Genomic DNA, 22,466 nt, shown 5'->3' with positions numbered 1-22,466 from the left:
GGGGTCTGCGACACTGGTAGCACCATGCCCAAGCCCGGAGAACTCACTTTCGTCGCGCCCCGCGGAGCCAAGAAGCCCCCGCGGCACCTTGCCGACCTCTCACCCGCCGAGCGCAAGGACGCCGTCGCCGCGATCGGCGAGAAGCCGTTCCGCGCCAAGCAGCTGTCCCAGCACTATTTCGCGCGGTACGCGCACGACCCGGCGCAGTGGACCGACATCCCCGCCTCCGCGCGGGAGAAGCTCGCCACGGAGCTGCTGCCCGACCTGATGTCGGTCGTGCGGCACATCTCCTGCGACGACGACACCACCCGCAAGACGCTGTGGCGCCTCCACGACGGCACGCTCGTCGAGTCCGTCCTCATGCGCTATCCGGACCGCGTCACGATGTGCATCTCCTCGCAGGCGGGCTGCGGGATGAACTGCCCGTTCTGCGCGACCGGGCAGGCCGGTCTCGACCGCAATCTGTCCACCGCCGAGATCGTGCACCAGATCGTCGACGGCATGCGGGCCCTGCGGGACGGAGAGGTACCCGGGGGCCCCGCCCGGCTGTCCAACATCGTGTTCATGGGCATGGGCGAGCCGCTCGCCAACTACAAGCGGGTCGTCGGCGCCATCCGCCGGCTGACCGACGCCGAGCCGGACGGCCTCGGCCTCTCGCAGCGGGGCATCACCGTCTCCACGGTGGGCCTCGTCCCCGCGATGCTGCGCTTCGCCGACGAGGGCTTCAAGTGCCGCCTCGCCGTCTCCCTGCACGCGCCGGACGACGAGCTGCGCGACACCCTCGTCCCGGTCAACACCCGCTGGAAGGTCCGCGAGGTCCTCGACGCCGCATGGGAGTACGCGGAGAAGTCCGGGCGCCGGATCTCCATCGAGTACGCGCTGATCCGCGACATCAACGACCAGGCGTGGCGCGGCGATCTGCTCGGCCGGCTCCTCAAGGGCAAGAGGGTCCATGTCAACCTGATCCCGCTGAACCCGACGCCCGGCTCCAAGTGGACGGCATCGCGGCCGGAGGACGAGAAGGCGTTCGTCGAGGCCATCGCGGCCCATGGTGTGCCGGTCACCGTCCGGGACACCCGAGGGCAGGAGATCGACGGCGCGTGCGGGCAGCTGGCGGCGCAGGAGCGGTGACCAAGGGCCGTCGGCCGGGCGGCTGATACTGTGCCCTGTGCGTTCGCACAAATGAACAACGAAACATTCCGACAGGGGAGCGCAGCAGCGCTGAGAGTGCGGCAGGGCGCAGGACGCCCCGGGGCCGCAGACCCTCGGACCTGATCCGGGTCATACCGGCGTAGGGAGTCAGCACCATCATGAACAGCCAGCTTCGGCGTGCCACCGGCACGGCGCTCGCCGCCGCCCTCGGCGTCACCGCCCTCGCGGCCTGCGGCGGGCAGTCCGAGGACTCCGGGTCCGGCACCGGCGGCGCCTCAAAGACCGTCACCCTCGTCAGCCACGACTCCTTCGCGGCGTCCGACGCCGTCCTCAAGGAGTTCACCCGGCAGACCGGGTACACCGTCAAGGTCCTCAAGAGCGGGGACGCGGGCGCCGCGCTCAACAAGGAGATCCTCACCAAGGGCTCCCCGCAGGGCGACGTCTTCTTCGGCGTCGACAACACCCTGCTCTCCCGCGCCCTCGACAACGACCTGTTCACGCCGTACGAGGCCAAGGGGCTCGACCAGGTGGCGGACGAGGCGCGGCTCGACGCGGACAAGCACCGGGTCACGCCCGTCGACACCGGCGACATCTGCGTGAACTACGACAAGAAGTTCTTCGCCGACAAGAAGCTCGCGCCCCCGAAGACCTTCGCCGACCTCGCGAAGCCCGAGTACAAGAACCTGCTCGTCGTCGAGAACCCGGCGACGTCCTCGCCCGGCCTCGGCTTCCTGCTCGGCAGCGTCGGCGCGTTCGGCGAGTCCGGCTGGCAGGACTACTGGAAGAAGCTCAAGGCCAACGGCGTCAAGGTCGTCGACGGCTGGGAGCAGGCGTACAACGAGGATTTCTCCGGCTCCGCCGGCGGCAAGAAGGCGGGCGCCGACCGTCCCCTCGTCGTCTCGTACGCCTCGAGCCCGCCGGTCGAGGTCCTCTACGCCGACCCGCGGCCCGCCGAGGCGCCCACAGGTGTCGCGACCGGCACCTGCTTCCGCCAGATCGAGTTCGCCGGTCTGCTCAAGGGCGCGAAGAACGAGGCGGGAGGCAAGGCGCTGCTGGACTTCCTGATCACCAGGACGTTCCAGGAGGACATGCCGCTCACCATGTTCGTCAACCCCGTGGTCGAGGGCGCGAAGTTGCCCGAGCTGTTCACCGAGCACGGTGTGGTCGTCGACAAGCCCGAGACCGTCGCTCCCGGCACCATCGCCGAGAACCGTGAGCAGTGGGTCCGGTCGTGGTCCTCGCTCGTCCTGAAGTAAGGCAGTCCCTGCGGGGGAACGCGGCGCGGCTCGCCCTGATGGCCGGCCCCGTCGCGTTCTTCGCCGTCTTCTTCGCCTACCCGGTCACCGCGATCGTCGGCCGCGGCCTGCGCGTCGAGGGCGCCTGGCAGTTCGGGCGGTTCGGCGAGGTCCTCGGACGTCCGGACATCCTGCACGTCCTGTGGTTCACCACCTGGCAGGCGCTCGCCTCCACCGCACTCACCCTGCTCGTGGCCCTGCCCGGCGCCTACGTGTTCGCCCGGCTCGACTTCCCCGGCAAGCGCCTCCTGCGCGCCGTGGTCACGGTGCCGTTCGTGCTTCCGACGGTCGTCGTCGGCACGGCCTTCCTCGCCCTGCTGGGACGCGGGGGACTGCTCGACGAGCTGTGGGGCGTGCGCCTGGACACCACGGTCTGGGCCATCCTGCTCGCGCACGTCTTCTTCAACTACGCGGTGGTCGTCCGCACCGTCGGCGGCCTGTGGTCGCAGCTCGACCCGCGTCAGGAGGAGGCCGCGCGGGTGCTCGGCGCGGGCCGGCTGACGGCCTGGCGGCGGGTGACGCTCCCCGCGCTCGCGCCGTCCGTCGGCGCGGCGGCACTGTTGGTCTTCCTGTTCACCTTCAGCTCCTTCGGCGTCGTGCAGATCCTCGGCGGCCCGGCCTTCTCCACCCTCGAGGTGGAGATCTACCGGCAGACGGCCGAGATGCTCGACCTGCCGACGGCGGCCGTGCTCACCATGCTGCAGTTCGTGGCCGTCGGCGTCGTCCTCGCCGTCCACGCCCGGGCCGTGCGGCGCCGCGAGGGCGCGCTGAGGCTCGTGGATCCGGCCGGTACCGCCCGCCGTCCGCGCGGAGCCGCCCAGTGGACCGTGCTGTGCGGGGTGCTCGTCACCGTCGCCCTGCTCCTGATCACGCCGCTCGGCGTGCTGGTCGAGCGGTCCTTCGACACCCCCCGCGGCTACGGACTCGACTACTACCGCGCGCTCACCGTGCTCGACGAGACGGGCGGCGCCTTCCTCGTCCCGCCGATCGACGCCGTGGCCAACTCACTGGAGTACGCGCTCGTCGCGACCGCCGTCTCGGTGCTGGTCGGGGGGCTCGCGGCGGCCGCCCTCACCCGGCGGGCCGGCCGTCTGGTCCGCGGATTCGACGCGCTGCTGATGCTGCCCCTCGGAGTCTCCGCGGTGACCGTCGGCTTCGGGTTCCTGATCACGCTCGACGAGCCGCCGCTCGATCTGCGCGGCTCGTGGATGCTGGTGCCGCTCGCGCAGGCGCTGGTCGGGGTGCCCTTCGTCGTACGGACCATGCTGCCCGTCCTGCGCGCCGTCGACGTCCGGCTGCGCGAGGCGGCGGCCGTGCTCGGCGCGTCGCCGCTGCGCGCCTGGCGCGAGGTCGATCTGCCGCTGGTGAGCCGGGCGCTGCTGGTGGCGGCGGGGTTCGCGTTCGCCGTCTCGCTCGGCGAGTTCGGGGCGACCGTCTTCATCGCCCGGCCCGACCAGCCGACGCTGCCCGTCGCCGTCGCCCGGCTGCTGGGCAGGCCCGGCGAGCTCAACTACGGGCAGGCGATGGCCCTCGGCACGATCCTGATGGTGGTGTGCGCCGCCGCGCTGCTCCTCCTCGAACGCATCCGTACCGACACCACCTCCGAGGAGTTCTGATGGCGCTGCTGGAACTCGAGGGCGTCACCGTACGGTTCGGTTCGCGGACCGCCCTCGACGCGGTGGACCTGAAGGTCGCCGAACACGAGATCGTCTGCGTGCTGGGACCGAGCGGCAGCGGCAAGTCCACGCTGCTCAGGGTGGTCGCCGGACTCCAGCGCGCCGACACGGGCCGGGTGCTGCTCGCGGGCGCCGACCAGGCAGGGGTGCCGGTCCACCGTCGGGGCGTGGGGCTGATGTTCCAGGACCATCAGCTCTTCCCGCACCGCGACGTGGCGGGCAACGTCGCCTTCGGGCTGCGCATGCGTCCTTCCGGGGCCGGGGAGACGCCTCGCGCGGGCCGGGGGGAACAGGGCCGCCGGGTGGATGAGTTGCTGGAGCTCGTCGGGCTGCCGGGGGCGCAGCGGCGGTCCGTGGCCGCGCTCTCCGGCGGTGAGCAGCAGAGGGTCGCGCTCGCCCGGGCGCTGGCGCCGGAGCCCAAGCTGCTGATGCTCGACGAGCCGCTCGGCCAGCTGGACCGCGGGCTGCGCGAGCGGCTCGTCGTCGAACTGCGCGGATTGTTCGGCCGGTTGGGGACCACGGTCCTCGCCGTCACCCACGACCAGGGGGAGGCCTTCGCGCTCGCAGACCGTGTCGTGGTCATGCAGGAGGGGCGCATCGCCCAGACGGGTACGCCGCTGGAGGTGTGGCAGCGCCCGGCGTCGGAGTTCGTCGCACGCTTCCTCGGCTTCGACAACGTCGTGCCGGCCACGATCGGCGGCGCGGCCGCCGACACTCCCTGGGGCAAGATCCCCGTCCCGGACTGCTCGCCGCAGGGTGAACGCACCCTGCTCGTACGGCCGTCCGGCGTGCACGTCGTGGAGCCGGGCGAGGGCACGGCGGCCACGGTCGTCGCGCGGACCTTCCGCGGCAACCACGTCGCCCTGCGCCTGCGGCCCGCCGAAGGGCCCGTGCTGGAGGCCGAGTGCTCCCTGCGGGACGCGCCGGGCGAAGGGGCGCGCGTGGGCGTCGTGTTCGCCGCGGACGACGTGGTGGTCCTGGAGCCCGGCGACTGATCCACAGGTTCCGGCGCCGTCGCCTACGCGCCGGCCCCCAGCCGCAGCAGCGCCTGGGGTACCTCCTCCACCGAGTCCACGAGAGCGATCCGCGATTCCATGGCCCGCCCCCGGGCGAGCGAGCGCAGCAGTGGCCAGGTGGGCAGATGGCCGGTCCAGTGGGCGCGGTCGACGAGCACCATGGGGGTCGGTTCGCCGCGCGACCCGTAGTAGTTCGGGGTCGCGTTGTCGAAGATCTCCTGCACCGTTCCGGCCGCGCCCGGCAGGAAGACCACCCCCGCGTCGCAGCGGGCCAGCAGACCGTCCTCGCGTGTGGCGTTGGCGAAGTACTTGGCGATGTGCTCCGCGAACGCGTTCGGCGGCTCGTGCCCGTAGAACCAGGTGGGGATGCCGACCGAGCCGGCGCCCTGCGGCCAGCGGGCACGCACCTCGAAGGCGGCCTGCGCCCAGTCGGTCACCGAGGGCATGAAGGAGGGTGCCTTCGCCAGCAACTGGAGGGCGTCCTCCAGCATCTCGTCGGAGTGCGGAGCGGCGTACGCGCCGAGGTTGGCGGCCTCCATCGCACCCGGTCCGCCCCCGGTCGCCACCGTGAACCCTGAGCGGGTGAGAGCGCGGCCGAGCCGTGCCGCGCCGGCGTACGCCTCGGTGCCCCGGCCCATCGCGTGGCCGCCCATCACCCCCACCACGCGGGCGTCGGCGAGGAGTTCGTCGAGGGCGTCCGAGAGGGCGTCGTCGTGGATCGAGCGGAGCATCGAGGCGAAGACGTCGCCGTCGGCCCTGGTGCGCTGGAACCAGTCGTAGGCGAGGGCGTCCGGAGTGGCCGCGTATCCGCCGTCGAGCCCGGCGAAGAGCTCATCCGCGGTGTAGAGACGGCCGCGGTACGGGTCGAACGGCAGGTCCGGCACGGGTGGGAAGACGAGCGCCCCGTCGGCACGCACCTTCGCCGCGGCCGCGGGCTCCATCGGGCAGCCGAGGAACACGGCCCGGTCGGTGTCCGCGGACAACAGCACGGACGTGCGCTGGGTGAGGTCGACGGACTGGACGCGGAATCCGGCGAGCGAGCCGCGGGAGACCAGCCGGTCGAATTCCTCGAGTGACTCGATCTCGCGGTGCTCCGCCTGCGGCTCGGGGTGCGTCATGGGCCCACGATAGGCCGCGCGTGGTGCGTACCACGCCGCGGGGAGGGGCGGGCCCGCAAGGCTCCGAGGGACGGAACGAAGGGGCCGTCAGCCCTTCAGCGGCGCGGCCGCCACTGTGGCGAACGTCAGGGTCAGCGGCGCGAACAGCAGCAGCAGGGCCCCCGCGCGCAGCCACGCGGCCCGGCGCAGCGCCGCCGGGTGCGCACCCAGACGCAGCAGGGCCTCGGTCGTGTCGGTGCGCGACTGCCGGACCTCCAGCGCTGCGGTGAGCAGCGAGGCCGTCGTGCAGGCGACGACGAGCGTCGCGCCCAGTGCGGTCATCGGGCCCCAGGGGCGGGACGCGTCCCCGTGGAGTGCGGTCACCGCGAGCGCCCCCGAGGCCACCGCGCACACCACGCCGAGCGGGCGGCCGACACAGCGGGCCTCCGCCATGAGGATGCGGCCCGCGAGCAGACGGGTCGCACCGGGCCGCACTGCCTGCAGGAGACGGCCGCACACATGCGTCAGGGCCGGTCCCGCAAGCCACAGGCCGGCCGCGGCCAGCACCCAGCCGGCGAGGACCCCGGCCGGGTGACCGCCGATCGGGCCGGGCAGGGCGAGCGCATGCCCGGGGGGCCGTCCGCTCGCGTACGTCTCGACGGCGAGGCCGCCGGCGATCATGGCGACTCCCCACGGCAGCCCGGTGGGCGCCGAGGTGGGCGCCTCGTCCTCGGCGGCGGGCCGGGGGCGCAGCGCGATCGCGGCGGCCGCCGTCGCGGTCACCGGGACGAGCGACAGCAGCGTCAGCACGGCGCCGGGCGGCAACGGGTGGTCGGCCGCGAGCAGGTCGGCGGCCGCTCCGTCGAACGGCAGCCCGCTCAGATCGCCCCGCAGATGCAGGAAGAACAGCAGCGCGACCACGCTCCCCAGCGTCGCCGCGACGGCCGTCGTCGCCGCGGCGACCACCGTGAGCCCGGCCGGTCCGAGACCGACGGCCGACAGGCCGGACCGCGGCCGGGTGCCCGGGTCGGTGCGGGCGACGGCGACGGCGAAGTACACGGTCGCCGCGAGCGGGATCGCGCACCACAGCAGTTGCTGGATCGCGGTGCGGGAGTCGGCGGGATGGGACAGCGCGTACGTGAGAGTCCAGAGCATCAGGAAGCCGACGCCCGCGGACGCCGCGGCGACCAGGAGCCGCCGCAGTTGGACGAGGGCGTGGGCGCCGCGGGTCAGACGGAGAGCGAGCACGCGGCCCGGCCTTCCGCCTCGGCCGCCTGCGGGGAGCCGGCCCGGCGGCCGTCGGCGAGCACGATCACGCGGTCCGCGAGGGCGGCCACGTCGGCATCGTGCGTGGCGAGGACCATGGTCATGCGGTGGGACCTGGCGGCGGCCGCCACCGTACGCAGCACATGGGCGCGGTCGGCGCTGTGCAGCGTCGCGGTCGGCTCGTCGGCGAAGAGCACGGACGGCGTGGTGACGAGTGCGCGGGCGACGGCGACGCGCTGCTGCTCGGCCCGGACGAGGACGTGCGACCGCTTGTCCGCCGCGGCCCCGACGTCCAGGCGGTCCATCCACTCCAGAGCGGTCCTCCTGGCCGAGCGGTGGGAGGCGCCGCACAGCAGCAGCGGCAGGGCGACGTTCTCCCACGCGCGCAGCTCGGGAACGAGGGTCGGTTCGGGGTCGATCCAGCCGAAGCGGTCGCGCCGCAGCCGCTCACGCCGGAGCGGGGGCATCGTGTGGATGGGGGTGCTGTTGAACCACACCTCGCCCTCCTGCGGTACGAGCTGGCCGGACAGGCACCGCAGGAGCGTGGTCTTTCCGCTGCCGCGCGCTCCGTGCACGGCGAGGATCTCGCCCTCGCGTACTCCGAGCGACACCCCGACGAGCGCCGGGGAGCCGCGGTGGGAGTGGTGCAGGGAACGAGCCCAGATCACGTCGTTGTCCGGCGGGACCACCATCGCGTACACCTCGGTTCTGATCAGATTTCCGGCCCCCCTTACGGGGGAACGAAGACAGGGCCGATCGGTCACTGGGCACGCTAGGGAGTCACTGCCGGGGTCCGGGGAAGCACGCGGCCCGGGCACCGCCCATCTCACTCGGATGGGGGTACACGGGCCGTTCGTGCGGAGCCGGGGAGGCTAGAGCTTCGTCCAGGCCTCGGTGAGGACCGAGCGCAGGATCTGCTCGATCTCGTCGAAGGTCGACTGGTCGGAGATCAGCGGCGGCGCCAGCTGGATGACCGGGTCGCCGCGGTCGTCGGCCCGGCAGTACAGACCGGCGTCGAACAGCGCCTTGGAGAGGAAGCCGTACAGGACGCGCTCGGTCTCCTCGTCGTTGAAGGACTGCTTGGTGACCTTGTCCTTCACCAGCTCGATGCCGTAGAAGAAGCCGTTGCCGCGGACGTCGCCGACGATCGGCAGGTCGTGCAGCTTCTGCAGCGTCGACAGGAAGTTGCCCTCGTTGTCGAGTACGTGCTGGTTGAGCTTCTCGTTCTCGAAGAGGTCGAGGTTGGCGAGACCCACGGCCGCGGAGACCGGGTGGCCGCCGAAGGTGTAGCCGTGCAGGAAGGTGTTGTCGCCCTTGTAGAACGGCTCCGCGAGGCGGTCCGAGACGATGCAGGCGCCGATCGGGGAGTAGCCCGAGGTCATGCCCTTGGCGCAGGTGATCATGTCCGGCACGTAGCCGAACTTGTCACAGGCGAACGTCGTGCCGAGGCGGCCGAAGGCGCAGATGACCTCGTCGGAGACCAGCAGCACGTCGTACTGGTCGCAGATCTCGCGGACGCGCCGGAAGTACCCGGGCGGGGGCGGGAAGCAGCCGCCCGCGTTCTGCACGGGCTCCAGGAAGACCGCGGCGACGGTCTCGGGGCCCTCGAAGAGGATCTGCTGCTCGATCTGGTCGGCGGCCCAGCGGCCGAAGGCCTCGGGGTCGTCGCCGTGGATCGGGGCGCGGTAGATGTTGGTGTTCGGCACCTTGTGCGCGCCGGGGACCAGCGGCTCGAAGGGGGCCTTGAGGGCCGGCAGGCCGGTGATGGACAGGGCGCCCTGCGGGGTGCCGTGGTAGGCGACCGCACGGGAGATGACCTTGTACTTGGTCGGCTTGCCCTGGAGCTTGAAGTACTGCTTGGCGAGCTTCCAGGCGGTCTCGACGGCCTCGCCGCCTCCGGTGGTGAAGAAGACCTTGTTGAGGTCGCCGGGGGCGTGGTGCGCGAGGCGCTCGGCGAGCTCTACGGCCTTCGGGTGGGCGTAGGACCACACCGGGAAGAACGCCAGCTCCTGTGCCTGCTTGGCAGCGACCTCGGCGAGCTCCTTGCGGCCGTGGCCCGCCTGGACCACGAAGAGGCCGGCGAGGCCGTCCAGGTAGCGCTTGCCCTTGTCGTCGAAGATGTAGGTGCCCTCACCACGAACGATGGTGGGCACGGGTGCGTTCTCGTACGACGACATGCGGGTGAAGTGCATCCACAGGTGGTCGTAGGCGGTCTTGGAGAGGTCCTTGCTCACGGCTATCGGGTTCCCCACATATAGGTCTGCTTCTTGAGCTTGAGGTAGACGAAGCTCTCGGTGGAGCGCACGCCGGGGAGCGCACGGATCCGCTTGTTGATCACTTCGAGCAGGTGGTCGTCGTCCTCGCAGACGATCTCCACCATCAGGTCGAAGGAGCCCGCGGTCATCACCACGTACTCGCACTCGGCCATGGCCGTGAGCGCATCCGCCACGGGGTCGAGGTCTCCCTCGACCTTGATGCCGACCATCGCCTGGCGTCGCAGGCCCACGGTGAGCGGGTCCGTGACGGCGACGATCTGCATCACGCCTTGATCGAGCAGCTTCTGGACGCGCTGTCGCACGGCCGCCTCGGAAAGGCCCACGGCCTTGCCGATCGCCGCGTACGGACGGCGCCCGTCCTCTTGAAGCTGTTCGATGATCGCGAGGGAGACAGCGTCGATCGTCGGGGACGACGAACCGCTGCCGACCTGGTTCCTGGAGTCTGCGCTACGACTGGCCACGAGCTCACTCTGCACCGGTACCCGTCGATCTGGCAAGCCCTGAGTGATGAAATTCGTTGTTCAGGCGATCGAATCTCACTGAATCCGAAGTTGGGGGCGGTCAGGCCTGTTGAAAACGTCGCAGAAGCGATTAGGGTGGGGTGTCTCACCCATCGGACATCTGACAGGAGGGGTGGCAACAGTGACCACCGAGCTGCGTCGTCTGCGCAACTACATCAACGGGGAGTTCAGGGACGCCGCCGACGGCCGGACCATCGACGTCGTCAACCCCGTCACAGGCGAGGTGTACGCCACGTCGCCGCTCTCCGGACAGGCTGACGTCGACGCCGCCATGGAGGCCGCCGCCGCCGCGTTCCCCGCCTGGCGTGACACCACGCCCGCCGAGCGCCAGAAGGTGCTCCTGAAGATCGCGGACGCCTTCGAGGAGCGGGCCGAGGACCTGATCGCGGCCGAGTCGGAGAACACGGGCAAGCCGCTCGGGCTGACCCGTACCGAAGAGGTCCCGCCGATGGTGGACCAGATCCGCTTCTTCGCGGGCGCCGCGCGCATGCTGGAAGGCCGCTCCGCGGGCGAGTACATGGAGGGCATGACCTCCATCGTCCGCCGCGAGCCGGTCGGCGTCTGCGCCCAGGTCGCGCCGTGGAACTACCCGATGATGATGGCCGTCTGGAAGTTCGCCCCGGCGCTCGCCGCGGGCAACACCGTGGTGCTCAAGCCGTCCGACACCACCCCGGCGTCGACCGTGCTGATCGCCGAGATCATCGGCTCCGTGGTGCCCAAGGGCGTCTTCAACGTCATCTGCGGCGACCGCGAGACCGGCCGCGCGATGGTCGAGCACCCGACGCCGGCGATGGCCTCCATCACCGGCTCCGTCCGCGCCGGCATCCAGGTCGCCGCATCCGCCGCCAAGGACGTCAAGCGCGTCCACCTGGAGCTCGGCGGCAAGGCGCCGGTCGTGGTCTTCGAGGACACCGACATCGCCAAGGCCGTCGAGGACATCTCGGTCGCGGGCTTCTTCAACGCCGGCCAGGACTGTACGGCGGCCACGCGCGTGCTCGTGCAGGAGTCGATCCACGACGAGTTCGTGGCGGCGCTGGCGAAGGCCGCGTCGGAGACGAAGACGGGTGCGCCGGACGACGACGACGTGCTCTTCGGCCCGCTCAACAACGCCAACCAGCTGGCACAGGTCACCGGCTTCATCGACCGCCTGCCGGCGCACGCCAAGGTCGAGGCGGGCGGCCACCGCGTGGGCGACAAGGGCTACTTCTACGCCCCGACCGTCGTCTCCGGCCTCAAGCAGGACGACGAGATCATCCAGAACGAGGTCTTCGGCCCGGTGATCACCGTCCAGTCCTTCTCGGACGAGGCGCAGGCGCTGGAGTGGGCGAACGGCGTGGAGTACGCGCTGGCGTCGTCGGTGTGGACCAAGGACCACGCGCGCGCGATGCGCATGTCGAAGTCGCTGGACTTCGGCTGCGTCTGGATCAACACGCACATCCCGCTGGTGGCGGAGATGCCGCACGGCGGCTTCAAGAAGTCGGGCTACGGCAAGGACCTGTCGGCGTACGGGTTCGACGACTACACGCGGATCAAGCACGTGATGACGTCGCTGGACGGCTGATCGCGCCCGGTCGCGAGGGGCGGAGCGGGGAGGTTTCCCCGCTCCGCCCCTTCTCCGTACCCGAGGCGCCCGGGTGCGGCAGACTGGCGATCATGAGCGATGGCCGCCTGAACCCCCTTGTCACATATGGCCTGTTGGCCGCCTGGGCCCTCCACGACGCCGAGGAGCTGGCGACCGGACCGCGCTGGCTGCGCGAGAACGTGCCCGCGCTGCGCGAGCGGTTCCCGCAGGTGCCGGAGTGCGTGTGGCGCGCGATGGAGGCGGTCGACGAGCGCGAGTTCGCGGCCGCCGTGGGCGTGATGGCCGCGATCGTCGGCTCCGCCGCCGTCGCCGGTCACCGCTCGGGCGGCCGGTCCGGCTTCTACCAGGGCGCGTTGGACGGCTTCGGGCTGCACGGGCTGGTCCATCTCGCCCAGGCGGCCGCCGTCCGCGGCTACACCCCGGGCTCGGTGACCTCACCGTTGATCGTAGTGCCGTTCACCCTCTGGGCGCGGGGCCGGCTGCGGAGCGCCGGGGTGCTGCGGCCCGCTCGGGCGCGGGACGCGGCGCTCGGTCTCGCCCTGGCCGCGGGCGCCACCGCCGTCTCGCACCTGATCGCCAGGAGAGTCACCGCGTGACCCGCTTTTGAACACGTTCACTTCTCGCGTAGTGTGACGCCATGAGTGAGCGACAAGCCCTCCTGCGGGGGATACGCGTGTGGCTGGTCTTCTTCGTCGTGTGCCTGGTGCTCAGCGGCGCGACCGCCTTTCCGCTCGTCACCGAACTCCGCTGGCTGGAGGGGCTGCTGAACTCCGCCGCCTCGCCCGTCCCGGAGCACCTGCCCGGCCTCGCGGAGTGGATCGGCCGGGTGCGCGAGGGGCTCGACGCCACCGAAGAGGCCTATCCCTTCGTGCTGTACGGCACCGACTGGCTGGCCTTCGCGCACCTGGTGATCGCGGTCGCCTTCTACGGGCCCTACCGCGATCCGGTGCGCAACATCTGGGTGGTCGAGTTCGGCATGATCGCGTGCGCCGGGATCATCCCGCTCGCGCTGATCTGCGGTCCGGTCCGCGGGATCCCCTTCTGGTGGTCCGTCATCGACATGTCCTTCGGGGTCTTCGGCATGATCCCGCTGTACGCCGTGCGCCGCAGGATCAAGCGACTCGAGGCACTGGGCGCCGCGGGGCCGGCCACCGTACCGGCCCCGGCGGGCGCCTGACGCGCCGCCGGTACGGCCCCCAGGGGCACCGACGGCTCGGGCGGTCCGTCACTTCCCTCGCCGCCCGGCTCCGGCGTCGGACGCGTCAGCACGAGAGGGCTGCCGGACGGCGTGGCGTCCGGCGGCGTGTGCCGGTGACGAGCCGTCCGGTCACCTGCGGAGTCCCTGCGAGAGCCGCGCCTCGCGCAGTACGGCGCCGAGCGCGTCCACACGGTTGGTGGTGATCGAGTCCACACCGCAGGCGACCAGCCGGCGCATCGTGCGCCGGGTGTCCGCGGTCCATGCCGACACCAGCATGCCCTGCCGGTGCACCCGGTCGGTCAACTCCCGCCCGATCAGACCGAACCGGTAGTTCAGCCAGCGCGGCCGCACCGCGTCCAGCAGCACCGGGCGCGGCGGGGCGAGCGTCGTCCAGGTCATCGCGAGCTCGGCCGACGGGTCCGCGGACCGGACGGCGAGCATGGCCGCCGGTCCCGCGCAGTAGTACACCCGCTCACCGGCGCCGCATGCGCGCACGGCGCCCACCACGGTGCGCACCGACTCCGCCGTGGCGCCGGGCAGATCGATCATCAGACGGTGCTCGCCCGCCTCGGCCAGCGCCTGCCGCAGCGTCGGCACACCGCCGCCGGTCAGGGACTCGATCTCGGCGTGCGTCAGCCGCGCGAGCGGCACGTCGCGCCCCCACAGCCGCTTCAGCGAGTCGTCGTGCAGCAGCACGGGCACGCCGTCCCGGGTCAGCCGTACGTCGATCTCGACCGCGTCCGCCCCGTGCTCGATCGCCGACCGCAGCGAGGGCAGGGTGTTCTCCCGCGCCCGGTAGGGGTCGCCGCGGTGGGCGACGACGGTGACCGGACGCGGGTCCCCGGGAAGGTCCCCGTCCCGCCCTTGTGGCCGGCCCCGGGCAAACCCACCACCGGACAGAAATCCCCAACGCCCCCTGGCCTGCTGAGCCACGGCCCGGGTCAGTCCGCTCAGCGGGCGAGCCATGCGGCGGTGTACTCGTCGATCTCGGCGGCGATACGGGACTTGCCCGCCGCGTCCAGGAACGACGCCTCGACCGCGTTCTTCGCGAGGTCGGCCAGACCGCGCTCGTCGAGGCCGAGCAGGCGGGCGGCGACCGCGTACTCGTTGTTGAGGTCGGTGCCGAACATCGGAGGGTCGTCGCTGTTGATCGTCACCAGCACACCCGCCGCGACCATCTCCTTGACCGGGTGCTCGTCGAGGTCGACGACCGCCCGGGTGGCGATGTTGGAGGTGGGGCAGACCTCCAGCGGGATGCGCCGCTCGGCGAGGTGCGCCAGCAGCCGCGCGTCCCGCGGGGAACTGGTGCCGTGGCCGATGCGCTCGGCACGCAGGTCGTTCAGCGCGTCCCAGACCGTCTGCGGTCCCGTCGTCTCGCCCGCGTGCGGCACGGAGTGCAGGCCCGCGGCGATCGCGCGGTCGAAGTACGGCTTGAACTGCGGGCGCGGCACGCCGATCTCGGGACCGCCGAGCCCGAACGACACGAGGCCCTCCGGGCGCAGGTCCACCGCGAGCCGCGCCGTCTCCTCGGCCGCCTCCAGGCCCGCCTCGCCCGGGATGTCGAAGCACCAGCGCAGCACGACCCCGAGCTCGCTCTCGGCCGCCTTGCGGGCGTCCTCGATCGCCGCCATGAACGCCTTTTCCTCGATGCCGCGGCGGGTCGAGGAGAACGGAGTGATCGTCAGCTCCGCGTAGCGGATGTTCTGCCGGGCCATGTCGCGGGCCACCTCGAAGGTGAGGAGCCGTACGTCGTCCGGGGTGCGGACCAGGTCCACGACCGAGAGGTAGACCTCGACGAAGTGCGCGAAGTCGGTGAAGGTGAAGTAGTCGGCCAGGGCCTCGGGGTCGGTCGGCACCTTGGAGTCGGGGTGGTTCGCGGCCAGTTCGGCGACGATGCGGGGCGAGGCCGATCCGACGTGGTGCACATGCAGTTCGGCCTTGGGCAGCCCTGCGATGAAGGGGTGCAGATCGGTCATCGGGTACCTCCGTGTGCGATGCGCCGCGCCTGGTGAGGGGATCATCGTAGGCGGCCGGTCGGGGCCGGGACCGAGGTCGTAGCATGACCGGACCACCTATGGGGGAGATCCATGTCTGACAACCACGGCAACCAGGGCGGGCCGGCGGGCGCGCCCCAGCCGAACGACCCGTGGGCCCCGCCGGCCGGCGGGGCTCCGCAGGACAGGGTGCCGCTGGACAAGCCGCAGTCCGCACCCACGCAGCCGAGCGTGCACGACCAGCCGACGGTCATCGGGATGCCCGGCGACACCGGCTCCGTGCCGCCGCCCCCGGTCGCGCCGGGCGGGCCCGCGCCCGGCTACGGCTACCCGGCCGCCGCGAGCCTGCCCCAGCCCCCCGCCTCCGGCGCCGCGGGCGGCTTCGGCGCACCCACGGAGGGCTTCGGCGCACCCTCCGACCCGTACGGCGCCGCCTACCCGGGCTACGCGCCGTACGCCGGACCGAACCCGGGCTGGACGCCGAGCCCGGCGAACGGCATGGGCATCACCGCGATGGTGCTCGGCATCCTGTCCGTGTGCCTGTTCTGCCTGTACGGGATCGTCGGCATCATCCTCGGCGTGCTCGCGCTGATCTTCGGCATCCTCGGGCGCAAGCGGGCCCAGCGGGGCGAGGCCACCAACGGCGGCATGGCGCTGTCCGGCATCATCCTCGGTTCCATCGGCATCGTTCTCGGCCTCATCTTCATCGCCCTCGTCGCCTGGGGCATCACCACGGCGATCAACGAGGAGAAGAAGAGGCAGGACGACTACGACTACGACAGCTACTCGAACCACCTGGTCGTCGACGTCACTCGCTGACGTCGCCCGCCCGTGACGCCGGCGGGCCCTCGCCCGCGAGGGCCCGCCGCACCGGGGCCTAACCCTGGCCCCGCAGCTCCTCACGCGCCTCCATCAGCGCGAATCCGAGCAGGTTGAGCCCGCGCCAGCGCGCCGGGTCCTGCGCCCGCTCGTCGTCCGCGGCCAGCCCGATGCCCCAGATGCGGTCGACCGGGCTGGCCTCCACGAGCACCCGGTCGCCGGTGCCCAGCAGGAAGTCCCGCAGCGCGGCGTCCTGGCCGAACTTCTGGACGCTGCCGGCGCGCACGATCGTGAACCGCTCGCGCCGCCATATCGCCTCGTCGAAGCCGCGCACCAGCCGCCCCGCCTTCTTCGCCTCGGCGGGGCTCTTCGCCTCCAGTGCCCGGTGTTCCGCCTCCGCGTCCCCGAAGAGCCGGGCCTTGGCCGCCATCATCCAGTGCTCCGCGGTCGCGTACCGCACGCCGTCGACCTCGAACGGCGAGGGCCACCACTGACTCAGGCAGCTCGCTCCGATCCGGCCGTCGCGGCGCGGCGCATGCCCCCAGAAGTGCAGGTACTTGATTCGCTGTCCCTCGGCGGCCAGCTTGATCAGTTCGTCTCTCCCCATACACGCGAGTCTGTCAGCCGCCCCCGACAGTCCGTCGGGGGACGGCCTCGCTGACGCGACACTTGGTCGACCGATTCCGTCGCGTAATCAAAAGGCAACAACGGAATCCCTTGTTGCATGGGTCACGCTCTGCCAGGATCAGCACTCACTTCGAGCTGGAACAACGGAGAGCATCATGGGCAACGGCCACCCGATGCGGGACCGCTTCGCGGCCGGCACGCAGTACATCGGCGGACGGCTTCGATCCGGCACCTCGGGCCGTACGCAGGACGTGGTGAACCCGGCGACGGGCGAGACCGTCCACACCTACGAGCTCGCGTCGGCCGCGGACGTCGACGCCGCCGTCGCCGCCGCGCGTGAGGCGCTGCCCGGCTGGGCCGGCGCCACCCCGGGCGAACGCTCGGACGCGCTGCACCGGTTCGCGGGCGTGCTCGCCGACCGGGCAGAGGACCTGGCGCACACGGAGTCCGTCCAGTGCGGCAAGCCGATCAAGCTCACCACCGAGTTCGACGTCCCCGGAACCGTGGACAACACCGCCTTCTTCGCCGGGGCCGCCCGCCACCTCCAGGGCCAGTCGGCCGGTGAGTACAGCGGCGACCACACCTCGTACGTACGGCGCGAGCCCATCGGGACGGTCGGCTCGATCGCGCCCTGGAACTACCCGCTCCAGATGGCGGCCTGGAAGATCCTCCCGGCGATCGCGGCGGGTAACACCATCGTCCTCAAGCCGGCCGAGATCACCCCGCTCACCTCGCTGATGTTCGCCGAGGCCGCCGCGGAGGCGGGCATCCCCGACGGCGTCGTCAACATCGTCAACGGGGCGGGCAGGGACGCGGGCGAGCACCTGGTCGGCCACGCGGACATCGCCATGACCTCGTTCACCGGCTCCACCGCCGTCGGCAAGCGCGTCGCGGAGATCGCCACCGCGAGCGTCAAGCGGCTGCACCTCGAACTCGGCGGCAAGGCCCCCTTCGTGGTCTTCGACGACGCCGACGTCGAGGCCGCCGCCCACGGCGCGGTCGCGGGCTCCCTCATCAACTCGGGCCAGGACTGCACGGCGGCCACCCGCGCCTATGTGCAGCGGCCGCTGTACGACGCCTTCGTCGCCGCCGTCGCCGACCTGATGGCCACGGTCCGGCTCGGGGACCCCCTCGATCCCGCGACCGACCTCGGCCCGCTCGTGTCGCACCTCCAGCGCGACCGCGTCGCCGGTTTCGTCGACCGGGCGCGCGCCTACGCCACCGTCGTCACCGGCGGCGAAGCGCCCCAGGGCGACCTCAAGCGCGGTGCGTACTACCGGCCTACGCTGATCACAGGGGCCGCTCAGGACAGCGAGATCGTCCAGTCCGAGATCTTCGGCCCCGTCCTGGTCGTGCTCCCCTTCGACACCGACGACGAGGGCATCGCCCTAGCCAACGACACTCCCTACGGACTCGCCGCCTCCGCCTGGAGCCGCGACGTCTACCGGGCCGGTCGGGCCACCCGGGAGATCAAGGCGGGCTGCGTCTGGGTCAACGACCACATTCCGATCATCAGCGAGATGCCGCACGGCGGATACAAGGCATCCGGCTTCGGCAAGGACATGTCGGCGTACTCCTTCGAGGAGTACACGCAGGTCAAACACGTCATGTACGACAACACCGCGATCGCCAGGAAGGACTGGCACCGCACGATCTTCGGGGACCGTCCGTAACGACATGCGGCTACCGCCGCGTGGTGTCAGGCCGCGTGACAAGCGGCCGAACCCACCCGAAAGGGCAGAGCGTCATGGAGCAGTACGAGTCCGAGCGCCTCTCGGCGGCGCAGATCGCCGCGATGCGGCGCAGCCTGACCAACGGGCGGGGTGCCCTCTCCCGCCGTTCACTGCTGCGCGCGTCCGGCATCGGCGCACTCACGGCCGGCGGCGCCGGCCTGCTGAGCGCCTGCGGCATCCCGCCGGCCAAGCGCGAGGCCGGGGCCGAGGGCTCCGACGACTTCTCGGACAAGGAGAAGCGGCTGACCTTCTCCAACTGGACCGAGTACATGGACATCAGCGAGGACGAGAAGAGCCGTCCGACGCTGCAGGAGTTCACCCGGCGCACCGGGATCACGGTCAAGTACACCGAGGACATCAACGACAACGTCGAGTTCTTCGGCAAGATCCAGCCGCAGCTCGCGGCCGGGCAGGACACCGGCCGCGACCTGATCAACGTCACCGACTGGCTGGCCGCGCGGATCATCCGCCTCGGCTGGGCGCAGAAGCTCGACCCCTCACTGCTGCCGAACGCCTACGCCAACCTCTCCCAGCAGTTCCGCAGTCCCGACTGGGACCCGGGCCGCGCCTACAGCTACCCCTGGACGGGCATCCCCACCGTCATCGCCTACAACATCAAGGCCACCGGCGGCCGCAAGGTGGACTCCGTCACCCAGCTGCTGGACGACCCGAGGCTCAAGGGCCGGGTCAGCTTCCTCACCGAGATGCGCGACACGGTCGGCATGACCCTCCTCGACATGGGCAAGGACCCGGTCAAGGTCACCGACGCCGACTACGACGCCGCGCTCGGCAGGCTCCAGAAGGCCGTCGACAAGAAGCAGATCCGCCGCTTCACCGGCAACGACTACACATCGGACCTCGACAAGGGCGACATCGCCGCCTGCATCGCCTGGGCCGGCGACCTGATCCAGCTCCAGGTCGACAACCCCGACATCCGCTACGCGATCCCCGCCGCCGGTTACATGACGGCCACCGACAACCTGCTGGTCCCCGCCCAGGCGCGGCACCGGAAGAACGCCACGCGGCTGATCGACTACTACTACGAGCTGCCGGTGGCCGCGAAGCTCGCCGCGTACATCAACTACGTCACCCCGGTCGCCGGAGTCGGCCCGGAACTGGCGAAGATCGATCCCGCGCTGGCCGAGAACCCGCTGATCATCCCGGACGAGGCCATGGCGGCCAAGTCCCACTCCTTCCGTTCGCTCAGCAGCGAGGAAGAGACGGCGTACGAAGAGAAGTTCGCCAAGCTCATCGGCGCCTGACCGCCCCTGCCCTGACGACCCGACACACCTGGGACCGCGACCCATGACTGAGAAGACAGAGGGCGGCGACGTCCGCCTCTCCGGGATCAGCAAGACCTACGGCTCCTTCACCGCCGTCCACCCGCTCGACCTGACCGTCCCGCAGGGGTCGTTCTTCGCCCTGCTCGGCGCGTCCGGCTGCGGCAAGACCACCACCCTGCGCATGATCGCCGGCCTGGAGGACCCCTCCACCGGAACCGTCTCGCTCGGCGCGCGCGACGTCACGGCCCTGCCGCCGCACAAGCGCCCGGTCAACACCGTCTTCCAGAGCTACGCGCTCTTCCCGCACCTGAGCATCTACGAGAACGTCGCCTTCGGACTGCGCCGCCGCGGCGTGAAATCCGTGAAGAAACAGGTCGGCGACATGCTCGACCTCGTCCAGCTCGGCGACTTCGCCCACCGCAAGCCGCACCAGCTCTCCGGCGGCCAGCAGCAGCGCGTCGCCGTCGCCCGCGCGCTGATCAACCACCCTCAGGTCCTCCTGCTCGACGAGCCGCTCGGCGCGCTCGACCTGAAGCTGCGCCGCCAGATGCAGCTGGAGCTCAAGCGCATCCAGACCGAGGTCGGCATCACCTTCGTCCATGTCACCCACGACCAGGAGGAGGCCATGACCATGGCCGACACGGTCGCGGTCATGAACGGCGGCCGGGTCGAGCAGCTCGGCGCACCCGCCGAGCTCTACGAGAACCCCCGCACCACCTTCGTCGCCAACTTCCTCGGCACCTCCAACCTCATCGAGGCGGAAGTCGTGGACAGCAGCGGCGACGAGGTCGTCGTCACTGCGGGCGGCGGCAAGCTGCGCCTGCCCGCGGACCGCTGTCCCGACGCGGTGCGCACCGGCGGCAGGCTGCTGGTGGGCGTCCGCCCCGAAAAGATCTCCCTCACCGCCGCCGACGAGGCCGACTCCGTCGCCGCCGGCCGGAACGCCGTCACCGGCCGGATCGTGGACTCCTCCTTCATCGGCGTCTCCACGCAGTACGTCGTGGAGAGCCCCGCGGGCAGGGCGCTCGAGGTCTACGCACAGAACGTGGAGCACCGGGCAGGGCTCGTACCGGGCGCCGAGGTCGTCCTGCACTGGAATCCCGAGCACACCTTCGGTCTCGACGCAGCCCAGTCCATGCTTGCAGGGACAGTGGATGTCGCGGGTGTGGAGACGGTGGAGGAGACGCCATGACCGTCACCGAGGCGCCGCCGGCCGCCCCGGCCCCCGCCGGACCACCGGCCCACAAGACCTCCGTGCGCCGCCGGCTCGTCCCGTACTGGCTGCTGCTGCCGGGCATCCTGTGGCTGCTCGTGTTCTTCGCGCTCCCGCTCGTCTACCAGGCGTCGACCTCCGTGCAGACCGGCTCCCTGGAGCAGGGCTTCGAGGTCACCTGGCACTTCGCGACCTACTGGGACGCGCTGACCGAGTACTACCCGCACTTCCTGCGGTCGCTGCTGTACGCGGGCACCGCCACGGTCCTGTGTCTGCTGCTCGGCTACCCGCTCGCCTACCTGATCGCCTTCCGGGCGGGCCGCTGGCGCAATCTCCTGCTGGTGCTGGTCATCGCCCCGTTCTTCACCAGCTTCCTGATCCGTACGCTCGCCTGGAAGACGATCCTCGCGGACGGCGGACCGGTGGTGGAGGTTCTGAACACCGTCGGGTTCCTCGACGTCACCAGCTGGCTCGGGATGACCGAGGGCGACCGCGTCCTCGCCACCCCGCTCGCCGTCGTCACCGGTCTGACGTACAACTTCCTGCCGTTCATGATCCTGCCGCTGTACACGTCGCTGGAACGGATCGATCCGCGGCTGCACGAGGCGGCCGGCGACCTGTACGCGACGCCCGCCACGGTCTTCCGCAAGGTGACGTTCCCGCTGTCCATGCCGGGCGTCGTCTCCGGAACGCTGCTCACGTTCATCCCCGCGAGCGGCGACTACGTCAACGCCGAACTGCTGGGTTCCACCGACACGCGCATGATCGGCAACGTCATCCAGTCGCAGTTCCTGCGGGTGCTCGACTACCCGACGGCCGCCGCGCTGTCGTTCATCCTGATGGCGATCGTGCTGATCATGGTCACCGTCTACATCCGCCGGGCCGGAACGGAGGACCTGGTCTGATGCGTTGGATAAGGCGCAACCTCGTGGTGGTCGTGGGCCTGCTCACGCTCGCCTATCTGATCGTGCCGAACATCATCGTGACGGTGTTCTCGTTCAACAAGCCGGCAGGGCGGTTCAACTACTCCTGGCAGGAGTTCTCCACCGACGCCTGGAAGGACCCGTGCGGTGTCGCCGACCTGTGCGGCTCGCTCGCGCTGTCCCTGCAGATCGCGCTGTGGGCGACCATCGGAGCGACCCTCCTCGGCACGATGATCGCGTTCGCGCTCGTGCGGTACCGCTTCCGCGCACGCGGCACGATCAACTCGCTGATCTTCCTGCCGATGGCGATGCCCGAGGTGGTCATGGCCGCCTCGCTGCTCACGCTCTTCCTCAACCTGGGCGTGCAGCTGGGCTTCTGGACCATCCTCATCGCCCACACCATGTTCTGCCTCAGCTTCGTGGTGGTCGCCGTCAAGGCACGCGTGATGTCGATGGACCCGCGTCTGGAGGAGGCCGCCCGCGACCTGTACGCGGGACCCGTGCAGACGTTCCTGCGGGTCACCCTGCCGATCGCCGCCCCCGGAATCGCGGCCGGTGCGATGCTCGCCTTCGCGCTGTCCTTCGACGACTTCATCATCACCAACTTCAACTCCGGAAACACCGTCACCTTCCCCATGTTCGTGTGGGGTTCGGCCCAGCGGGGTACGCCCGTGCAGATCAACGTCATCGGCACGGCCATGTTCGTCGTCGCCGTGCTGATCGTGGTCGCGGGCCAGGTCGTCAGCAACCGGCGCAACAAAGCCGTGCTGCCCCAGTAGGCCCCCGGGCCGCTAA

Annotated in this window: 21 protein-coding genes and 1 riboswitch; of the genes, 13 read left to right on the top strand and 8 right to left on the bottom strand. The window is 71.0% G+C overall.

The window, feature by feature from the left end:
* Positions 1-24 precede the first annotated feature (24 nt).
* From rlmN to QFZ82_RS12215, 4 genes are all read left to right on the top strand, one after another.
* The gene (rlmN, locus tag QFZ82_RS12230; RefSeq protein ID WP_307713206.1) at positions 25-1,131 is read left to right on the top strand and encodes a 23S rRNA (adenine(2503)-C(2))-methyltransferase RlmN; all 1,107 of its coding nucleotides are present in this window, start codon (positions 25-27) and stop codon (positions 1,129-1,131) included.
* Positions 1,132-1,194: 63 nt separating this feature from the next.
* Positions 1,195-1,315: riboswitch (TPP riboswitch) on the top strand.
* Positions 1,311-2,408, top strand: coding sequence for a thiamine ABC transporter substrate binding subunit (locus QFZ82_RS12225; RefSeq protein ID WP_307713205.1), 1,098 nt, complete (start codon positions 1,311-1,313; stop codon positions 2,406-2,408). Its footprint overlaps the riboswitch before it by 5 nt.
* Before the next feature lie 38 nt (positions 2,409-2,446).
* Entirely contained in the window at positions 2,447-4,063 is a 1,617-nt protein-coding gene (locus QFZ82_RS12220) for an iron ABC transporter permease (protein ID WP_307713204.1), read from the top strand.
* Positions 4,063-5,118 carry an ABC transporter ATP-binding protein gene (locus QFZ82_RS12215; protein ID WP_307713203.1) on the top strand — a complete coding sequence of 352 codons (1,056 nt, stop codon included), beginning with the start codon at positions 4,063-4,065 and terminating at the stop codon, positions 5,116-5,118. Before QFZ82_RS12220 ends, QFZ82_RS12215 begins: the two co-directional genes overlap by 1 nt.
* Positions 5,119-5,141: 23 nt before the next feature.
* Here QFZ82_RS12215 and QFZ82_RS12210 read toward each other — a convergent pair whose 3' ends face one another.
* The 5 genes from QFZ82_RS12210 to QFZ82_RS12190 all read right to left on the bottom strand — a co-directional run bounded on the left by QFZ82_RS12210 (position 5,142) and on the right by QFZ82_RS12190 (position 10,254).
* A complete protein-coding gene (locus QFZ82_RS12210; RefSeq protein ID WP_307713202.1) occupies positions 5,142-6,257 on the bottom strand; it encodes an LOG family protein in 1,116 nt (371 codons plus the stop codon).
* An 87-nt stretch (positions 6,258-6,344) separates the two neighbouring features.
* Positions 6,345-7,484 carry a hypothetical protein gene (locus QFZ82_RS12205; RefSeq protein WP_307713201.1) on the bottom strand — a complete coding sequence of 380 codons (1,140 nt, stop codon included), beginning with the start codon at positions 7,482-7,484 and terminating at the stop codon, positions 6,345-6,347.
* Positions 7,466-8,194, bottom strand: a complete 729-nt coding sequence (locus QFZ82_RS12200) for an ABC transporter ATP-binding protein (RefSeq protein ID WP_307713200.1) — start codon at positions 8,192-8,194, stop codon at positions 7,466-7,468. Before QFZ82_RS12200 ends, QFZ82_RS12205 begins: the two co-directional genes overlap by 19 nt.
* A gap of 180 nt (positions 8,195-8,374) precedes the next feature.
* Entirely contained in the window at positions 8,375-9,754 is a 1,380-nt protein-coding gene (locus QFZ82_RS12195; protein WP_307713199.1) for an aspartate aminotransferase family protein, read from the bottom strand.
* Entirely contained in the window at positions 9,739-10,254 is a 516-nt protein-coding gene (locus QFZ82_RS12190; protein ID WP_177151376.1) for an Lrp/AsnC family transcriptional regulator, read from the bottom strand. Before QFZ82_RS12190 ends, QFZ82_RS12195 begins: the two co-directional genes overlap by 16 nt.
* Before the next feature lie 166 nt (positions 10,255-10,420).
* On the opposite strand from QFZ82_RS12190, the gene QFZ82_RS12185 reads away from it, so the two are divergent.
* From QFZ82_RS12185 to QFZ82_RS12175, 3 genes are all read left to right on the top strand, one after another.
* On the top strand, positions 10,421-11,860 hold the full coding sequence (locus tag QFZ82_RS12185; protein ID WP_307717697.1) for a gamma-aminobutyraldehyde dehydrogenase: 1,440 nt from the start codon (positions 10,421-10,423) through the stop codon (positions 11,858-11,860).
* 92 nt (positions 11,861-11,952) lie between these two features.
* Entirely contained in the window at positions 11,953-12,477 is a 525-nt protein-coding gene (locus tag QFZ82_RS12180; protein WP_307713198.1) for an HXXEE domain-containing protein, read from the top strand.
* 41 nt (positions 12,478-12,518) lie between these two features.
* Positions 12,519-13,058, top strand: a complete 540-nt coding sequence (locus QFZ82_RS12175; RefSeq protein ID WP_307713197.1) for a hypothetical protein — start codon at positions 12,519-12,521, stop codon at positions 13,056-13,058.
* 150 nt (positions 13,059-13,208) lie between these two features.
* Here QFZ82_RS12175 and QFZ82_RS12170 read toward each other — a convergent pair whose 3' ends face one another.
* Both QFZ82_RS12170 and QFZ82_RS12165 read right to left on the bottom strand, forming a co-directional pair.
* Positions 13,209-14,045 carry a glycerophosphodiester phosphodiesterase gene (locus QFZ82_RS12170; RefSeq protein WP_307713196.1) on the bottom strand — a complete coding sequence of 279 codons (837 nt, stop codon included), beginning with the start codon at positions 14,043-14,045 and terminating at the stop codon, positions 13,209-13,211.
* Positions 14,030-15,100, bottom strand: coding sequence for an adenosine deaminase (locus QFZ82_RS12165; RefSeq protein ID WP_373429273.1), 1,071 nt, complete (start codon positions 15,098-15,100; stop codon positions 14,030-14,032). Before QFZ82_RS12165 ends, QFZ82_RS12170 begins: the two co-directional genes overlap by 16 nt.
* Positions 15,101-15,166: 66 nt before the next feature.
* Here QFZ82_RS12165 and QFZ82_RS12160 point away from each other — a divergent pair, with 66 nt between their 5' ends.
* Positions 15,167-15,892, top strand: coding sequence for a DUF4190 domain-containing protein (locus tag QFZ82_RS12160; RefSeq protein ID WP_307713194.1), 726 nt, complete (start codon positions 15,167-15,169; stop codon positions 15,890-15,892).
* 58 nt (positions 15,893-15,950) lie between these two features.
* Here QFZ82_RS12160 and QFZ82_RS12155 read toward each other — a convergent pair whose 3' ends face one another.
* Positions 15,951-16,499: an NADAR family protein gene (locus QFZ82_RS12155; protein WP_307713193.1), complete on the bottom strand. Its 549-nt coding sequence runs from the start codon at positions 16,497-16,499 to the stop codon at positions 15,951-15,953.
* Between the two features lie 175 nt (positions 16,500-16,674).
* Here QFZ82_RS12155 and QFZ82_RS12150 point away from each other — a divergent pair, with 175 nt between their 5' ends.
* From QFZ82_RS12150 to QFZ82_RS12130, 5 genes are all read left to right on the top strand, one after another.
* Positions 16,675-18,192: a gamma-aminobutyraldehyde dehydrogenase gene (locus QFZ82_RS12150; protein WP_307713192.1), complete on the top strand. Its 1,518-nt coding sequence runs from the start codon at positions 16,675-16,677 to the stop codon at positions 18,190-18,192.
* Between the two features lie 74 nt (positions 18,193-18,266).
* Entirely contained in the window at positions 18,267-19,514 is a 1,248-nt protein-coding gene (locus QFZ82_RS12145) for a PotD/PotF family extracellular solute-binding protein (protein WP_307713191.1), read from the top strand.
* A gap of 43 nt (positions 19,515-19,557) precedes the next feature.
* On the top strand, positions 19,558-20,727 hold the full coding sequence (locus QFZ82_RS12140) for an ABC transporter ATP-binding protein (protein WP_307713190.1): 1,170 nt from the start codon (positions 19,558-19,560) through the stop codon (positions 20,725-20,727).
* A complete protein-coding gene (locus QFZ82_RS12135) occupies positions 20,724-21,653 on the top strand; it encodes an ABC transporter permease (RefSeq protein WP_307713189.1) in 930 nt (309 codons plus the stop codon). Before QFZ82_RS12140 ends, QFZ82_RS12135 begins: the two co-directional genes overlap by 4 nt.
* A complete protein-coding gene (locus QFZ82_RS12130; protein ID WP_307713188.1) occupies positions 21,653-22,450 on the top strand; it encodes an ABC transporter permease in 798 nt (265 codons plus the stop codon). Before QFZ82_RS12135 ends, QFZ82_RS12130 begins: the two co-directional genes overlap by 1 nt.
* Positions 22,451-22,466: the final 16 nt, after the last annotated feature.

Source organism: Streptomyces sp. V4I23, assembly GCF_030817975.1.
GTDB lineage: Bacteria > Actinomycetota > Actinomycetes > Streptomycetales > Streptomycetaceae > Streptomyces.
This window is presented reverse-complemented; position numbering and strand designations above follow the sequence as displayed.

Excerpts from the sequence above, each read along its gene's own strand:
- QFZ82_RS12160 (WP_307713194.1), top strand. The coding sequence starts at position 15,167 with ATGTCTGACAACCACGGCAACCAGGGCGGGCCGGCGGGCGCGCCCCAG.
- QFZ82_RS12215 (WP_307713203.1), top strand. The coding sequence starts at position 4,063 with ATGGCGCTGCTGGAACTCGAGGGCGTCACCGTACGGTTCGGTTCGCGG.
- QFZ82_RS12180 (WP_307713198.1), top strand. The coding sequence starts at position 11,953 with ATGAGCGATGGCCGCCTGAACCCCCTTGTCACATATGGCCTGTTGGCC.
- rlmN (WP_307713206.1), top strand. The coding sequence starts at position 25 with ATGCCCAAGCCCGGAGAACTCACTTTCGTCGCGCCCCGCGGAGCCAAG.
- QFZ82_RS12150 (WP_307713192.1), top strand. The coding sequence starts at position 16,675 with ATGGGCAACGGCCACCCGATGCGGGACCGCTTCGCGGCCGGCACGCAG.
- QFZ82_RS12175 (WP_307713197.1), top strand. The coding sequence starts at position 12,519 with ATGAGTGAGCGACAAGCCCTCCTGCGGGGGATACGCGTGTGGCTGGTC.
- QFZ82_RS12165 (WP_373429273.1), bottom strand. The coding sequence starts at position 15,100 with ATGATCCCCTCACCAGGCGCGGCGCATCGCACACGGAGGTACCCGATG.
- QFZ82_RS12220 (WP_307713204.1), top strand. The coding sequence starts at position 2,447 with ATGGCCGGCCCCGTCGCGTTCTTCGCCGTCTTCTTCGCCTACCCGGTC.
- QFZ82_RS12170 (WP_307713196.1), bottom strand. The coding sequence starts at position 14,045 with ATGGCTCGCCCGCTGAGCGGACTGACCCGGGCCGTGGCTCAGCAGGCC.
- QFZ82_RS12135 (WP_307713189.1), top strand. The coding sequence starts at position 20,724 with ATGACCGTCACCGAGGCGCCGCCGGCCGCCCCGGCCCCCGCCGGACCA.
- QFZ82_RS12225 (WP_307713205.1), top strand. The coding sequence starts at position 1,311 with ATGAACAGCCAGCTTCGGCGTGCCACCGGCACGGCGCTCGCCGCCGCC.
- QFZ82_RS12145 (WP_307713191.1), top strand. The coding sequence starts at position 18,267 with ATGGAGCAGTACGAGTCCGAGCGCCTCTCGGCGGCGCAGATCGCCGCG.
- QFZ82_RS12210 (WP_307713202.1), bottom strand. The coding sequence starts at position 6,257 with ATGACGCACCCCGAGCCGCAGGCGGAGCACCGCGAGATCGAGTCACTC.
- QFZ82_RS12200 (WP_307713200.1), bottom strand. The coding sequence starts at position 8,194 with ATGGTGGTCCCGCCGGACAACGACGTGATCTGGGCTCGTTCCCTGCAC.
- QFZ82_RS12140 (WP_307713190.1), top strand. The coding sequence starts at position 19,558 with ATGACTGAGAAGACAGAGGGCGGCGACGTCCGCCTCTCCGGGATCAGC.
- QFZ82_RS12155 (WP_307713193.1), bottom strand. The coding sequence starts at position 16,499 with ATGGGGAGAGACGAACTGATCAAGCTGGCCGCCGAGGGACAGCGAATC.
- QFZ82_RS12130 (WP_307713188.1), top strand. The coding sequence starts at position 21,653 with ATGCGTTGGATAAGGCGCAACCTCGTGGTGGTCGTGGGCCTGCTCACG.